Source organism: Streptomyces chryseus, from assembly GCF_014650755.1.
GTDB classification, from domain to species: Bacteria; Actinomycetota; Actinomycetes; order Streptomycetales; family Streptomycetaceae; genus Streptomyces; species Streptomyces chryseus.
The window spans coordinates 331,399-345,537 of the sequence record NZ_BMVO01000003.1; the positions used below are offsets into that span (position 1 = coordinate 331,399).

The 14,139-nt window shown below is 72.4% G+C and carries 14 protein-coding genes; 10 read left to right on the plus strand and 4 right to left on the minus strand.

Annotated elements, in window-relative coordinates:
- Positions 1–18: 18 nt before the first annotated feature.
- Positions 19–264 (minus strand): hypothetical protein, encoded by a 246-nt coding sequence (locus tag IE185_RS08345; RefSeq protein ID WP_189714907.1) that lies wholly within the window; start codon positions 262–264, stop codon positions 19–21.
- A 258-nt stretch (positions 265–522) separates the two neighbouring features.
- Between IE185_RS08345 and IE185_RS08350 the strand changes: the two genes are divergently transcribed.
- The gene (locus tag IE185_RS08350) at positions 523–1,389 is read left to right on the plus strand and encodes a helix-turn-helix domain-containing protein (RefSeq protein WP_138898587.1); all 867 of its coding nucleotides are present in this window, start codon (positions 523–525) and stop codon (positions 1,387–1,389) included.
- Between the two features lie 31 nt (positions 1,390–1,420).
- Here the strand turns inward: IE185_RS08350 and IE185_RS33620 are convergent, their stop codons facing one another.
- The 3 genes from IE185_RS33620 to IE185_RS33835 form a co-directional block, all read right to left on the minus strand.
- Positions 1,421–1,555, minus strand: coding sequence for a hypothetical protein (locus IE185_RS33620; RefSeq protein ID WP_268246657.1), 135 nt, complete (start codon positions 1,553–1,555; stop codon positions 1,421–1,423).
- A 239-nt stretch (positions 1,556–1,794) separates the two neighbouring features.
- Complete coding sequence (locus tag IE185_RS08355) at positions 1,795–1,953, minus strand: hypothetical protein (protein WP_167518828.1); 159 nt, start codon at positions 1,951–1,953, stop codon at positions 1,795–1,797.
- A 46-nt stretch (positions 1,954–1,999) separates the two neighbouring features.
- On the minus strand, positions 2,000–2,482 hold the full coding sequence (locus IE185_RS33835; RefSeq protein WP_138898586.1) for a hypothetical protein: 483 nt from the start codon (positions 2,480–2,482) through the stop codon (positions 2,000–2,002).
- Positions 2,483–2,731: 249 nt separating this feature from the next.
- On the opposite strand from IE185_RS33835, the gene IE185_RS08365 reads away from it, so the two are divergent.
- The 9 genes from IE185_RS08365 (at position 2,732) to IE185_RS08405 (ending at position 14,015) form a co-directional block, all read left to right on the plus strand.
- Complete coding sequence (locus tag IE185_RS08365; RefSeq protein WP_138898585.1) at positions 2,732–3,070, plus strand: DUF1360 domain-containing protein; 339 nt, start codon at positions 2,732–2,734, stop codon at positions 3,068–3,070.
- Positions 3,070–4,794, plus strand: coding sequence for a hypothetical protein (locus IE185_RS08370; protein ID WP_189714909.1), 1,725 nt, complete (start codon positions 3,070–3,072; stop codon positions 4,792–4,794). Before IE185_RS08365 ends, IE185_RS08370 begins: the two co-directional genes overlap by 1 nt.
- Positions 4,791–5,027, plus strand: coding sequence for a hypothetical protein (locus tag IE185_RS08375; RefSeq protein ID WP_138898503.1), 237 nt, complete (start codon positions 4,791–4,793; stop codon positions 5,025–5,027). The genes IE185_RS08370 and IE185_RS08375 overlap by 4 nt, the downstream gene beginning before the upstream one ends.
- A complete protein-coding gene (locus tag IE185_RS08380; protein WP_138898502.1) occupies positions 5,020–8,421 on the plus strand; it encodes a phage minor head protein in 3,402 nt (1,133 codons plus the stop codon). The genes IE185_RS08375 and IE185_RS08380 overlap by 8 nt, the downstream gene beginning before the upstream one ends.
- The gene (locus IE185_RS08385; RefSeq protein WP_170198402.1) at positions 8,421–8,588 is read left to right on the plus strand and encodes a hypothetical protein; all 168 of its coding nucleotides are present in this window, start codon (positions 8,421–8,423) and stop codon (positions 8,586–8,588) included. The genes IE185_RS08380 and IE185_RS08385 overlap by 1 nt, the downstream gene beginning before the upstream one ends.
- Positions 8,589–8,699: 111 nt before the next feature.
- Complete coding sequence (locus tag IE185_RS08390) at positions 8,700–10,337, plus strand: major capsid protein (RefSeq protein WP_189714911.1); 1,638 nt, start codon at positions 8,700–8,702, stop codon at positions 10,335–10,337.
- 74 nt (positions 10,338–10,411) lie between these two features.
- Positions 10,412–11,260, plus strand: a complete 849-nt coding sequence (locus tag IE185_RS08395) for a cupin (protein WP_138895809.1) — start codon at positions 10,412–10,414, stop codon at positions 11,258–11,260.
- Positions 11,253–11,768 (plus strand): hypothetical protein, encoded by a 516-nt coding sequence (locus IE185_RS08400; protein ID WP_189714913.1) that lies wholly within the window; start codon positions 11,253–11,255, stop codon positions 11,766–11,768. Before IE185_RS08395 ends, IE185_RS08400 begins: the two co-directional genes overlap by 8 nt.
- A gap of 75 nt (positions 11,769–11,843) precedes the next feature.
- Positions 11,844–14,015, plus strand: coding sequence for a glycosyltransferase family 4 protein (locus tag IE185_RS08405; protein WP_138895811.1), 2,172 nt, complete (start codon positions 11,844–11,846; stop codon positions 14,013–14,015).
- Positions 14,016–14,139: the final 124 nt, after the last annotated feature.

Below are 14,139 nucleotides of genomic sequence, written 5' to 3' on the forward strand. Positions count from 1 at the left end.
GCCGCCGCCCGACAGCGGCTAGAGCTTGGCGACCCACCCGGCGACCGGGGGCCGCTCCCCGGCGGACAGGGCATACCCGATGACGTCGCCGAGCTGCTCGGCGTCCTCGTGCCGCCCGTCCTCTTCGAGCTGCGTGGACAGCATCCCGAGTGCCGGCACCGTGTCTGCCTCGATCTCGCCCGTCGCGTACAGCCGGGAGATCGGGCCGCCGTCTCGGTGCTGCTTCAGGATCGTGCGCACATGGTCGTCCGTCAGATCACTCATGCCGTCAGGCTAGGGGGCGGTAGACGGCGCTGTCTGGGGATCGAGGGAGCACCGGACCACCTCGGTCGGCAGGCTTTTCCGGCAGATAGGTGAAAGGTCATGGCGTCTGGGTGAAATCTGCTCGGGCTGTGCACGCGCCTGCGTTCACGGGACGTGACACTCACCGGCAGGGCCCGTTGATCATCACTGCACAGTGAGTTCGCCCGCCCCGCAATTCCTGTGGCTGGTAGACAGTCCCGAGCCGGAGGTAGACCGCCCGTGGCGGCGAACGGAAACCCGACCGTCAGACGACGCCGGCTGGGCGCGGAGCTGCGTCGGCTCCGCCTGGCCCGTGGCCTGACCAGTACGCAGGTAGCCGAACGTCTGTTGATCTCGCAGCCCAAGATCAGCCACTTGGAGAACGGCCGCCGCGCCATCAAGCCCCGTGATGTGCGGGACCTGTGTGCCCTCTACGGAGTCGCAGACCCGCAGGTCATCGACTCGTTGATGCGGATGGCCACGGAAGCGGACCGGCAGGGCTGGTGGGTGGCCTGCGGCGAGGTCCCCTACGCCGTCTACATCGGCCTGGAGACGGCAGCCTCCTCGATCCGCTCCTATGAGCCCCTTGTGATCCCGGGCCTGCTGCAAACGCCCGCCTACGCGGCGGCGGTCGTCGCGGAAACGATCCCACTGGCCACGGCCGAACAGATCGCCGTGCGCCGTGAGGTCCGGCTGCGTCGTCATTCCCGGGCCCACCACCCGGCCCGGCGGTTGCGCCTTTGGGTGGTACTGGATGAATCCGCCCTGCGCCGCGTGGTCGGCAGCCCGCAGATCATGCGCGAACAGCTTGAGTTCCTGAACCGCATCGGCGCGCAGCCGCACATCACCGTGCAGGCCGTCCCGCACAGCGTGGGAGCCCATCCGGGCGTCTCGGGACAGTTCTCCATCCTCGACTTCCCGGACGCCGCTACGGGGACGGTGTATCTGGAGAGGTTCACCAGCGACCTCTACCTGGAGAAACGATCCGACGTGCAGCCCTACAGCGTCATGTTCGACCACCTTCAGGCGCGGGCCCTGGACCCGCAGCGCACCCGCCAGTTCATCACCCGCGTTGCTGAGGAGCTGCTGGCAGCCGGGTCGCCGTAGGGTCGGCCGTGATCGCGCACCGGCACGCAGGTTACTGCGGCCGGTACAACCGCTCGCGCAGGTACAGCAGGGCCGCAGTGTCCGCAACGGCGGCCAGATCGGCCAGTAGGGTGCGGATGACCGCGTCGTCGCCATCGCGCACCGCCTGCACGATCTGCTCGACCATCCCGCGCACGGACGGATCAACGCCCGCCGGGCCGGCCGGGGCCCAACCAAGGCCGGCCGGTCCGGCAGGCTCGCCGGAGCGGGCGCCCGCCGGGGTGCCTGGCGCTTCCCTCATGTCATCCCCTAACGGGTCACCTCCGCGCAGGTTACGAGTGTGGGGTTGGGATTCGATGGTGGCCGCCCCGGGGCCAGGGTTCCGCTCCGCCGGTGCACACCAGGGGGGACCTGGGTCCCAGCGGGCTAGGACTCCTCGGCCAGCAGCTCCGCCGGCACGAACACCACGCCCACCAAAGGGAACGAGGGGCCGGGGCCGTAGGCGATGCCCTCCCGGCCCTCGGTCGTGTCCAGCTCCACGAGCCGCAACGGCTCCTCGTCGCCCGGCTCCGGGTGATCAGCCATGCATCCACGGTAGTGCGCTGGCCCTGGCCCGGCAGGGGCTTTCCGCTCACGGGTGCTTGGGGAACTTCACTACCGCCCCTGTCCCGTCCCGCTGGACGAAGGCCGCCAGCTCGGCCGCCTCGATCAGCCGGCGCCCCTCCGCGACGGCTCGCGCGCGTAGCTCCGCCAAGGGACCGGCCCCCTCCCCGCCCAGGAAGTACCCGTACGCAAGGAGCGCCGTCGCCCGGGACGCGTAGGCACCCGGCACCCACCCGATCCCGTCGGCTGCCACCACGTGGCCACCTCGGGGCAGTTCATGGAGGTGAGCGAGCCCGACCGCCTCCACGTCGCCCGGCGGGGGCACCTGCCGGATCTCCTCGAACCGGAGCCGGTCCCAGTCCGGATGCGCGACCTGCTCGATACCGTCCGGGGTGAGAGGCCCCTCCGCGTCCGCTGCCTCCAGGGCGGCGATGATCTCGGCGGATCCGCCGTGGCGGATGCCTTGGGCGATGACCCGGGCATCGTCCAGCGCCGTTGCGTCGTCAGTCATGAGCAGAAGTCTGGCAGGGCTCCCGGCCGTGAGGGGAGCGGGCGCCGGCGGTCGCGGGGTGTGTGCGCCCGCGCCGTCCGGACACTGCATCGGCATGGCCGCCGGCGCTCAGGACCGGCACCCTACCGGCACGCCATGATCAGAACTCCCGTGCTGACCAGGGCATTTGCCCCCAGGCCCCCGGTCCCGGGCGTGGCCTATGATGCTCCGCCGACAACCGGAGGACCGTATTCCGCCTGGGGGCGAACCATGATCGACCTGACCGCACTCGCCCTACTCGGCTTCGCCGGGTACCGGGCCACCCAGCTCGCCGTTCACGACACGATCCTCGACCCCGTCCGCGACCGGATGCACGCCTGGCACGAGCGCCGATCGGAGTCCGCCGCCCGGGAGTTCGTGATCGCCCTCATCTCCTGCGTGTACTGCATGGGCTGGTGGCTCTCCGGCGCGATCCTGGCCACCTACCTGCTGGTCACCGGCCAGTTCGATGACGCGCCGCTCCTCATTCACGGCCTGGAGTGGTTCGCCGTCGCCGGCGCTGCCGTGTTCCTCAACCGCGTGGACGACACCCTCGGCCGGGTGGGCTGATGACGCAGCCGCACAAGACGCTCAAGGCCGCCGCCGTCCGATACACCCAGCGCACCGCGAAGACCTCCGCCCAGAACCCGGCACGGGCCCGCCAGGAACAGGCATGGTCCTTCTACCGCACCCCGGAAGTGCGCTCCTTCGCGAACTGGATCGGCAACGCCATGAGCGGCGCGAGGTTGTACGCGGGTCGCCTGGGACCGGGCGACAGCATCGTCAAGGCCCCGGACAACCACCCGGCCTCCCGCATCGTCGCCGAGATCGCCGGCGGCCGGGACGGACAGGCGCAGCTCCTGCGGGAGTACGGCCGGCACCTCGCGGTCGCCGGCGAGGGCTGGACCGTCATCCGCCCCCGTGAGAGCGCCTTGCCCACCTGGCACGTTGTCTCCGTCCTGGAGATGAGCAGCAAGGGCAAGGGCATGGAGGCCCAGATCGACGGCGCCCCGGTGCCCATCCCGGCCGCGGCCGACAACGGCACCGAGGACGCGGCCGGCTCCCTCGATCCCGTCGCGATCCGGGTGTGGGACCCGAGCCCCGAACGGCACCTGGAGGCCGACTCCCCGGTCCTGGCCAGCCTCAACGAGCTGGAGGAACTGCGCCTCCTCGGCGCCGCCGTCCGCGCAGTCACCCTGTCCCGGCTCATCGGCCGCGGCGTCCTAGTCGTCCCGAAGGGCACCCGCTTCCCCTCCACCCCCGTCCAGGGCAGCGAGGAGGACGACCTGATCGACATCTTCATGGAGGTCGCGGAGACCGCGATCCGTGACCCGTCCAGCGCGGCGGCCACGGTGCCGATCATTCTGGAGGTGCCGGCCGAGATGGTCGGCCTGATCCAGCGCCTCACGTTCGAATCCGACTTTGACGAGTTGGCGATCAAGCTCCGCGAGGAGAACATCCGGCGCTTTGCCACCGCTGCGGACATCCCTGGGGAATTCCTGCTGGGCCTGGGCGAGGTCAACCATTGGGGCGCCTGGGAGTTGACCGCAGAAGCGATTCGCCTGGGCATCGAGCCACGGCTGTCCGTCGTCGCCCATGCCTACACCGAACACTGGCTCCGCCCCCTGCTGGAGAGCGAGAACGTCAACGACGCCGAGGAGTGGTCTGTCTTCGCGGACTCCTCGCCCCTGCGCGTGCGCACCAACCGCTCGGAGACCGCGCTGCGTCTGTTCGAACTCGGCGCCATCTCCAGCAGAGCGCTGCGCCGGGAGACCGGATTCGACGAGGCCGACGCCCCCAGCACCGAGGAGCGCAGCGACCGCGACCAGCAGGACCAGGAGCAGGAGGACGTACCCGTGCCCACCCCGTTGCCCGTGGACGAGGCCCCCGGCGAGCCGGACACCCTCCCGGCCGCGGCCACCCCTCGCCCGACCGACGGCGCCCTGGCAGCCGCCGACGGCCTCATCTGGGCTGCCCTGTCGGCAGCCGGCCGGAAGCTGGAGCGCACCCCCGCCTGCCCCCGCAGCGAGCGGGCGCGGGCCCGGGAGGTCGACCCGGCCCAACTCCACACCCTGCTCACCGTGGGCGCGGACCAGGTCGACCAGTGGCGCCTGCTGGACGGGGCATGGGCCCGCGTCCCGGAGGTCGCCACCCGCTATGGCCTGGACCCGGAGTGCCTGACCGCCAGCCTGGACAGCTACTGCCGGGAACTGATCGCGGCCGGGGTAGTCCACACCTTCGACGTCGTCCCGGCCGCCATCGGGAAGTGCGCCCCCAGGGCGGTCGCGGCATGAGCGGCCCCCACAAGCCCCGCCCACCGGCGCCACCTGATGCCGTGCTGCCGCTCACCATCACGTCCACCACCCCCACAGAGGAGTGGTGCACGGCGTGCAAGGCATACACCCGCCTCACCGGGGAGCTGCTGGCCCTCACTCCCGACGGCGTGTCCACCCTTGGCCCCTGGACCTGGTGCGACATCTGCACCGACACCAACGACCCGGACGACCGGAGGCCCGCCCATGGATGAGGCCCTGCAGCGCGCCCTGGACACCGCCGAGGAGGACGTCGCCGGCGCCGTCGCCGACGTCCTCGCGGAGGTGGCCGCCGAGTACACCGACGCCCTGGAGGCCGCGACCGAGCTGGTGGCCGCCCGGTTCTCCGTCTCCCGCATCGCCGCCATGTGGACCGCGCGGGTGCCGCGCCTCGTGCGCCGCCTCCTGGGTGTCGCGGAGACCGCCGCCCACCAGGCCGCCGACGACGTCGACGTCCCGCTGCCGGACGGCTGGGACGACCTCCCCGGCCGCTACGACGACGACACCCTCCCGACACAGCTCGGGGACTACGTGGAGAGCACCGAACACCTGTTGCGCGCAGTCGGGAACCGCCTGGCCGCCGTCGCGGTCGAGGAACTGGCGGCCGGGGTCAACGAGGGCGAGACCGTCGACCAGCTCCGCGCCCGCCTCCGCGCCGCGTTCGCCCGAGAGGGGGCCCAGCTCGGGGAGGTCCGCGAGGAGCGCATCGCCCGCACCGAGTCCGCCCGCGCCTGGAACCTCGCGACCCTCGCCGCGGCCCAGGTCCTCACCGGCCCAGACCGCCCCCTGGTCAAGCAGTGGCTGACCCGCCGCGACACCGACGTCCGCGACGCCCACGAGCGGATCAACGGTCAGCTCCGGCTGCTCGATGAGCCGTTCACCGTCGCCGGCGTATCCATGACCGCCCCCGGCGACCCAACCGCCCCGCCCGAGCTCGTCATCAACTGCCGTTGCGCCCTGGCACTCGCAAGAGCAGACCGGGCAGCGGCCTACGAACCGCAAGACCCCTCGCGGGGCCGCGCCTTCGAATCCGAGGAGAGCACCGTGCAACCCGTGACGGCCGCCGCCGACGGCAGCCACCGAACCGGCGCCATGATCGCCCTCATGCCCACCGAGGAGGACGCCGCGCGGCTTGCCCTCGATGGCGGGGAGCCACCGGAGGAGCTGCACCTGACCCTGTTCTTCCTCGGGGAGGGCGCCGACTGGAACGAGGACCAGCGGAACGAGCTGATCGCCAACCTCCGCACCCAGGCCCAGGAACACGGCCTCGCGGACGGCCTGGTCCATGGCCGCGCGTTCGGCGCCAACCACTGGAACGCCGGCACCGACACTCCGTCCTGGGTGTGGGCCGTGGGCGACGACCGCGACCGCCCGGACGGCACCCCCACCCTGGAGTCCGCCCGCTGGGCCGCCACGTACGCCCTAGAGGACCGGCACGGCCCGGACATCCCCGCCCAGCACTCACCTTGGCAGCCCCACGTGTGCGCCGCCTACAGCGACGACGCGGCGCTCCTGGCCGCCCTGGAGGAGCGGCTCGGCCCCATCACCTTCGACCGGCTGCGCGTGGCGTTCGCCGACGACTACACCGATATCCCCATCGGCCCCACGGAGGCCCCCATGGAACCCGCCGAGACCACGGCCGCCGGGATGCCGACGCGCTCCTGGTCCACCCCCGATGACACCGCCCTCGCCTTCGAGGGCGAGGAGACCGGCGACGGCCGGATCTTCGCCGCTGGCTCCCTGTACTGGGAGAAGGGCCCGGCCCCGCTCCAGTACGCGGACGAGATGCTGATGGGCCACGAGGGCGCGGAACTCGCCGGCTCGATCGAGTCCTTCGGCCGGGACGGCTCCCGCATCACCGGCAAGGGCGTGCTCTACACCAGCCGCCCGGCCGGAGCCGACGCCACCATGCTCCTGGAGGAAGGCGCGCCCCTGGGCGTGAGCGTCGACCTGGACGACGTCGACGTGGAGTTCGTGGACCGCACCATGAGCGAGGACGAGGACGGGTTCCTCGTGCTGGCCGCCTCCCTGCCGTCCATGAGCGTCATGCGCCTGCCGGACGACGCGTGGATGATCACCGCCGCGACCGCCCCGGAGTGGACCGCCTCCGGGGCAGCCCTGTCCCGCGCCCAGCACGCCGTCCAGCTCATCACCGGCCCCGGCGGCACCGTCTCCGCCGACGCGCTGCGCGCCGCGTTCACCACCACCGGCGTCCTCATGGCCGCGGCCGGCGACCCGGACGACCCGGACACCGGCGTCGTCGTCCACAGCGAGCGCACCGGGGACTTCCTGCTCCGGATCACGAAGGGCCGGGTACGCGGGGCAACCCTCGTCGCGATGCCCGCTTACGACCGCGCCCGCATCGTCCTGGACCCCCTGGAGGACGAGGAGGACCAGGCCGCGGCCGCCATGACCGCCGCCGCCCCGAGCGAGGCACACCAGCGCGTCGTGGACTACGTGTCCGCCTCTCCCGTGCCGGTCGGCGCCCGGGAGGTCGCCACCGCTCTCGGGATCAGCATGGAGTCCGCGCGCGGCCACCTGTCCCGCGCCGTGGAGGCCGGCCGCCTCGTACGCCTGGCCCCGGGCCTGTACGTCGGCTCCTCCACCATCCCGGAAGGCCCCGAGTCCACGCCTGCCGACCTCGCAGCAGACGGAGAGGACCCAGGGCTCACAGAGCTCGTCGCGTCCGCCTGGACCGCGATGCAGGACCTCCCGCCCATGCCCGCCGACTGGTTCCGGGAGCCGACCGACGAGGACCTGCCCCCGGGGAGCGGCGGCGTGCACTACGCGGCCGGCCGCATCTTCGGGTGGGTGGCACAGGCCGGCGAGCCGCACGCGGGTATGCCCGGCCAGAACCTGACGATCGAGAGCCTGGGGGAGATCGACACGTCCCACTTCCTGCGCGCCCGCTTCAAGCTGGACGACGGCAGCCTTGTGCGCGCGGGGGCGTTCACCATGAACGTCGGCCACCACAGGGACGGCGCGGAGTGCGAGACCGCGTCCTGCCAGTGGGACGACACCCGTACGGTCGCCGGCATCGTCACCGTCGGCATGAACGAGCGGGGCCTGTGGTTCAGCGGTGCGGCGGCCCCGTGGCTTGCCGAGTGGGACCGCACAGTATTCACCGGGTGCCAGCCGAGCTATCACATGCGTCAGGGGCCCGGCGGTAAGTGGCAGCTCCGCGCGGTCCTGTCCGTCCCCGTCCCCGGGCACTCCTCGCCGCTCCTTGCCTCGGTAGCGGAGCGCTCGAACCTGGCCCTCGCCGCCTCGGCCGCCGCCGTCGCGGACACCCACCCGGACACTGTCCCCGGACACCCGGACGCCGTGTCCTCGGCCCTGTCCGCCCCGACCGTGTCCGCCCCGGCTGACCAGCACGGACACCGCCCGGACACCGTGTCCGCCCAGGGCGGGGAAGTCGTGGAAGCCGTGGCCGCGCTGCTCACCAGCCCTGTGTTCCTTGACCAGTTCGCCGGCGCCCTCGCGGACAGGGAGGCCGCGCGCGCGGAGGAGGCACGGGCCGAGCTGGAACGGCTGACCGCCGCCGTCGCCCCTGCCCGTGAAGAACTCGCCGCCGGAGCCGCCGGCACCGCCCCGAAGGGACAGAGCTGATGCCCTGCGCATGCCAGAAGAACAAGCAGCAGTACGAGGTCGTCGCCGAGTCCGGGAAGGTCGTGTTCACCAGCGCGTCCAAGCCCACGGCCGACACCGTCGCGAAGCGCTATCCGAACAGCGTGGTCCGGGAGAAGGCCAAGACCGCGCCCACGGCCGTGAAGTAGGGCGTGCCGCTTGACACCTGCCCGCCGGATTGCCCGGAGGGCTAAGATTCACCGCAGACGACTGCTGGTTATGGGCCGGGTCTCCAGATCACATCAATGGAGATCCGTCCCATGGACCCGTTCGAGCTTCCCGAGGACATCACCGCACTCAACGACGAGGAGCTGAGCGAGCTCCTGGAGGGGGCGGTCGCCGCCTTCGACGCCCGGTCCACGTCCAGCGTTGTCACCCCGAAGGACCTGGAGCAGCTCCGCGCGCTGGCCGCTGGTGTCGAGAGCATCCGCGCCGAGCAGGCCGCACGTCACGAGGCCGCCACGCAGGCCGCGGCCGAGATCGACGCCCTGGCCGCGCAGGTCCGCGGAGGTGACCCGGAGCCGGAGACCCCCGCCGAGCCGGCCGAGCCCGTCGCCGCCGACCCCGCCCCCGAGGCTCCGGCCGAGCCGGCCGAGCCGGTCACCGCGACCGCCTCCCTCGTCACCCGACCCGCGCTGGACCTCTCCCAGGTGCGCCGGCGTCAGCCTCGTGTCCTGCCCCCGCCGCCGGCCCCGGGCACGCACATCACGGCCGCCGTGGACGTCCCCGGCTACACCCCGGGCGCGGCTCTCAACTTCGATGACGTCGTGCGCGGTATCAACTCCCGCGCGACCGCGCTCAAGACGGCCGGCGGCGGCGTCGGCCAGGTCATCAGCTACCGGCACCCGTACCCGCAGGAAACCATCGTCACGGACTCCTCGTCCGCGCCCGAGGGCACGACGGTGGCCATGACCGCCTCCGCGCAGAACCGTCTTCCCAAGGGCGACCTCGTCGCCTCGGGCGGCTGGTGCGCCCCGTCCGAGACGCTGTACGAGCTGACGGACAGCTCCTGCCCGGACATGCTGTGGGACGCCCCGGAAATCCAGCTCGCCCGAGGCGGGCTCAGGTACTACAAGCCGCTGTCGCTGGACGTCTCGTCCATGACCTGGGTCCACACCGAGGCCGACGACATCGCCGGCAACACCAAGCCCTGCTTCCGCATCCCCTGCCCGGACCCGGTGGAGGTCCGCTGTGACGCGGTCGGCGTCTGCCTGGAGGCCGGCATCCTGACCGCCCGGCACTTCCCGGAGCTGATCGGGTGGTACCTGCGCAACGCGATGGTGGCCCACGAGATCCGGATCCGGCAGGTGCTTTTCCAGCAGGCCCTGGCCGCCGCGACCCCGGTCAGCGTCCCGGCCACCATGGGAGCACTGTCGGCCGTCTACGCCGCCATCGCCCTCCAGGCCGCCGACATGATCGAGCGCCACAGCCTGTGTGAGACCACGGCGCTGGAGGTCGTCCTGCCGTGGTGGAGCCGGAACCTGTTCCTGGCCGACCTCGCGCGCCGCAACGGCGTCAGCGTGGACGAGGTCACCACGGCCCAGATCCAGGCCCTGTTCACCCCGCTCGGCGTGCGCATCCAGTGGGCGCGCGGCCTGTCCCCGGCCGTCCCGACCGACATCGGCGCCCCGTCTCCGGCGCTGGACTGGCCGTCCACCCTCAAGTTCCTCATCTACCCGGCCGGTTCCCTCGTCATCGGCCGCGGTGAGGAGGTCAACCTCGGCGTGATCCACGACTCCAGCAAGTTCGTCACCAACGACTACACGGCCCTCTTCGCGGAGGAATGCATCGCCCTCGTGGACCGGTCCGTCGACACCCGTGTCGTCACCGTGCCCGTCTGCCCGAGCGGGGAGACCGGCGCCCAGACCGCCATCCTCTGCCTCGCCGACGAGAGCTGACCACCTCCGTCCCACAACCGCGTGCCGGGCCCTCTTGGGCCCGGCACCGCGCCTGACACCACTGGAGGTGCGTGATGCCGTCCGCCGGCCTGCGCAGCTACGTAGAGGCGATCCCGGGCACGCCACTGCCGCACGGCATCCTCGGCGCCTCATGCACGACCATCACCGACGTCACCGAGGACCGCATCCACGAACTCAACGGCGTGGAGTGGCTGGCCCTGGGCTGCTGCCCCGTCCGGGACTGGCCGGACCCGTGCAACGAGGAGAGCCCCGGCGAGGAGTCGCCCGGCAGCCCGGCACAAAAGGAGTTCTGCCGCCCCACCACCGAGCACGCCGCCCCCATCACGGTCTACGCGGGCTCGGAGTGCTCCACCCTCGGCTGGACCTACGCCGAAGCCCGCGCCCACGCCGAGGCCACCATGGCCCTGGGCGAACAGCACGCGCTGGAGGCCGCGTTCTGGCGGACCAAGCTCGCCATGGACGCCGTCGACCTGACCCCTGCCCAGGGCCCGGTGAGCGTCGCCCAGGGCGTGGCCGCGCTGGAGGGCTGCCTGGCGGCGTCCTACGGCGGTATCGGCACCCTCCACGTCCCGGCCGGCGCCGCCGCGCTGCTCGGCTGCTGCAACGTCCTGCGGGAGGACCCGGTGTCCGGTGCTCTGCGCACCCTCGCCGGGAACTGCGCGATCATCGGCGCCGGCTACTCCGCCGCCGGCCCGGGGAACATCCCGGCCGAGCCCGGCACCGCGTGGCTCTACATCACCGGCCCGCTGGTCATCCGCCGCGGCCCGGTGGACACCATCCCGGACCAGGCCGGCGCCTCCGTCAACTACCGCACCAACGACCGGAAAGTCCTCGTCGAGCGGACCTATGTGGTCGGCACGACGTGCACCGTGTGCGCGATCCAGGTGGTGACCTATGACTGACCTCATCCACATTCAGCCCACCCCGGCGCAGCGGCGCGCGTTCGCACAGTGGGCGGTCGCCCAGACCCCCAAGCTGCGCACCGTCGGCCCCAACGTGTTCGCCGTCCCGGCTGAGGTGTTCACCCAGGCCCCGGAGGAGATCCTGATCGGCTCCCTCGTTGACGGCCACCGGTACGTCTCCCCCCAGGAGGACGCCCAGGAGGGGAGGGCGGCCCCGGGGGAGCTGCTGGGGGTAGCCACCCCGGAGGGACTGGCAGAGCCCGGCACGCAGGAGCTGAGGGTCGCTGTGCCCGGCGAGCCGCTGCCGGAGGTACCCGCCTCCGCGTACGGCCCGGACTCCGTGCCCCTCGACGTCCTCGGCGACGAGGCCGAGGGCAGCGACTCAAGCGACCAGCCCGCCGAACTCGCCGAAGACACCGGCTCGTTCCCGTGCGACCTGTGCGAGCGGGAGTACGCGACCGAGCGCGGCCGGGACAGCCACCGCCGCCAGAAGCACCCGGAGGCGTAGCGGCGCCCTGGCGGATGGGACGCCCGCGACCAGGGGCACCGTCCATGCCCCGGCCATCGAGCCGTAAGGAGCACCATGCGCATCCTGGCCATCCTGCCGGTCTACGACCAGGTGCCCCCGGCAGGCGCACACGTCACCACGCGCGAGTACGTCCAGCACCTGGCAGCGGCGGGTCACGCGGTCCACGTCGTGACCACCGTGAAGGAGCCGACAGGCGAGCCGCGCACCGACGGCGGCGTGCGGGTGTGGCCGCTGCCGTACTGGCTGCGCGCTGTCCGCGTCGCGCGGCCCGATGTGGTGATCTCCCACCACCGGGACCGGAAGGCCGCGCGCATCGTCGCCCAGACGCCCGGTGTGCCGCACCTGCTGATGGTGCACGGTATGGCCGACGACCTGAACCTCGGTCGGCCGGCCCTGGCCTGGTTCCCGTCCCAGGCCTGCCGCGCCCACTACCCGCACCGAGGCCGTTCCATCGTCCTGCCGCCGCCGATCGACCCGGAGCGGTACCGCACCGTCCCCGGCGAGCTGGTGACCCTGAACGGCTCCACGGCCGCGAAGGGCGCCGACCTGGTCGCCCAGCTCGCCGGCCGGATGCCCGACACCCGATTCCTCGTCGTGCGCACCCCGCGACGCGACGACCCGCCGATGCCCGGGAACGTCGAGCTGGTCGACCGTGCGGACCCGATGCAGGTGTACGCTCGCACCCGCATCCTGCTCATGCCGTCCACGACGGAGTCGTACGGGCGCGTCGGCGCCGAGGCGATGCTGTCGGGTATCCCCGTCCTCGCCTCCCCGCTGCCCGGGGTCCAGGAAGCGCTGGGCACGGCCGCGACGTACATCGAGCGGGAGGACGTCGCCCGGTGGGCGAGGGAGATCCGCCGGCTGTCCGCCCCGGCCGCCTACGCGGCAGCGTCCGCCGCGGCCGTCGCCCACGCCGAGACGCTCGACTACGCGGGCAGCCTGAGCGCCTTCGAGGAGGCGTGCGCCAGCCTGCTCCCCTCCCGGCCGGCCAGGGTCCGCCACCCCCAGCGCCCCCCGCGCACACCGGCAGGCGCGGTCTCAGCCGGGCCTCCGCCGACGGCCGAGGTGGTGGCCTGGGTGCACTACGGCGTGCCCTACCGGCGTGCCGGCTCGGAGACGATGCTGCACACGATGATGCGCGCGTTGAAGGACGCGGGCACCAGCGTCCTGGTCATCTGCTCGGAGATGCCTGAGGCGCCCGCCGTGTGGGACGTGGACGGCGTCCCCTACGCCCAGCTCGCTCCGGCCGCGGCCGAGGCAACGATCCGCCGTATGCGGCCCAGGGTCCTCGCCACGCACCACCACTTCGCCTCCGACGCGATCACCCTGTCCAAGAGGGTCGGGGCCCGGTCGGTGCTGCTGCTGCACAACGACCACGAGCAGCCGGCCGTAGCGCTCGGCCCGGACCTGTGCGTCTACAACACCGACTGGGTGATGAAGTCTTTGGCCGCGCGCTACCCGCAGCTCGACCAGGCTCGCGCGCTGGTCATCCACCCCCCGGTGATCGCCGAAGAGCACCGGGCGCCGAAGACCGGCAACCACGTCACCCTGGTCAACCTGAACGTCAACAAGGGGGTCGCGACCTGGCGCGGGGCAGCGGCCCTCCTGGGCTCCCTGCCGTTCCTCGGGGTCACGGGCGCCCACGGCCGACAGGTGAGCCGCCCCGCCCTCCGGAACATCCGAGTCATCCCGCAGACCTCCGACATGCGCCGAGACGTGTGGAGCCGGACGCGGGTCCTCACCGCGCCGAGCATCTACGAGTCGTTCGGCATGGCCGCTGTGGAAGCCCTGGCCTCCGGTATCCCGGTCATCGCCCACCCAACCCCCGGCCTCCGGGAGGCACTGGGGGACGCCGGCACCTTCCTTGACCGGTCCGACGTCCGAGCCTGGGCGGCAGCGATCCAGGCCCTGCACCGCGACGGCCCCGCCCGCGACCGGATGGTGGCCGCGGCACGGGCTCGCAGCGCGTTCCTCGCCGACCAGTCTCGTCACGAGCTGGAGTTGTGGGTGGAGGCCATCGGCTCGCTCGGGGGCGGTACGAGACCGCGCCTCATCGCGCCGGACGGCGCCCCGTTCAAGTCCAACGGCGTGCTGCCCCCTCCAGAGGGCTGGACCGAGGTGACTGCCAAGGAGTACGAGCAGCGCCAGGTCGCGAAGGAGGGAGCCGCGGCCCAGAGCGCGGCCGACGTGTGGGCCGAGCACGGCACCCCGGCGCCGGCCGAATGAGCCGCGCGGTGCCGTCGGCCCTTCCCGGCGGCACCGCGCACTCCCCAACGCCCTCGGTGCGCACACCCAGGAGCGGCAAGAGGTGCGCGGCTATGCTGTTGACGTCGCCGCTGGTTGTGGGCCG

Coding starts and splice junctions, on each gene's coding strand:
- IE185_RS08345 (WP_189714907.1), bottom strand. CDS start 264: ATGAGTGATCTGACGGACGACCATGTGCGCACGATCCTGAAGCAGCAC.
- IE185_RS33620 (WP_268246657.1), bottom strand. CDS start 1,555: ATGGTCGAGCAGATCGTGCAGGCGGTGCGCGATGGCGACGACGCGGTC.
- IE185_RS08355 (WP_167518828.1), bottom strand. CDS start 1,953: ATGGCTGATCACCCGGAGCCGGGCGACGAGGAGCCGTTGCGGCTCGTG.
- IE185_RS33835 (WP_138898586.1), bottom strand. CDS start 2,482: ATGACTGACGACGCAACGGCGCTGGACGATGCCCGGGTCATCGCCCAA.
- IE185_RS08365 (WP_138898585.1), top strand. CDS start 2,732: ATGATCGACCTGACCGCACTCGCCCTACTCGGCTTCGCCGGGTACCGG.
- IE185_RS08370 (WP_189714909.1), top strand. CDS start 3,070: ATGACGCAGCCGCACAAGACGCTCAAGGCCGCCGCCGTCCGATACACC.
- IE185_RS08375 (WP_138898503.1), top strand. CDS start 4,791: ATGAGCGGCCCCCACAAGCCCCGCCCACCGGCGCCACCTGATGCCGTG.
- IE185_RS08380 (WP_138898502.1), top strand. CDS start 5,020: ATGGATGAGGCCCTGCAGCGCGCCCTGGACACCGCCGAGGAGGACGTC.
- IE185_RS08385 (WP_170198402.1), top strand. CDS start 8,421: ATGCCCTGCGCATGCCAGAAGAACAAGCAGCAGTACGAGGTCGTCGCC.
- IE185_RS08390 (WP_189714911.1), top strand. CDS start 8,700: ATGGACCCGTTCGAGCTTCCCGAGGACATCACCGCACTCAACGACGAG.
- IE185_RS08395 (WP_138895809.1), top strand. CDS start 10,412: ATGCCGTCCGCCGGCCTGCGCAGCTACGTAGAGGCGATCCCGGGCACG.
- IE185_RS08400 (WP_189714913.1), top strand. CDS start 11,253: ATGACTGACCTCATCCACATTCAGCCCACCCCGGCGCAGCGGCGCGCG.
- IE185_RS08405 (WP_138895811.1), top strand. CDS start 11,844: ATGCGCATCCTGGCCATCCTGCCGGTCTACGACCAGGTGCCCCCGGCA.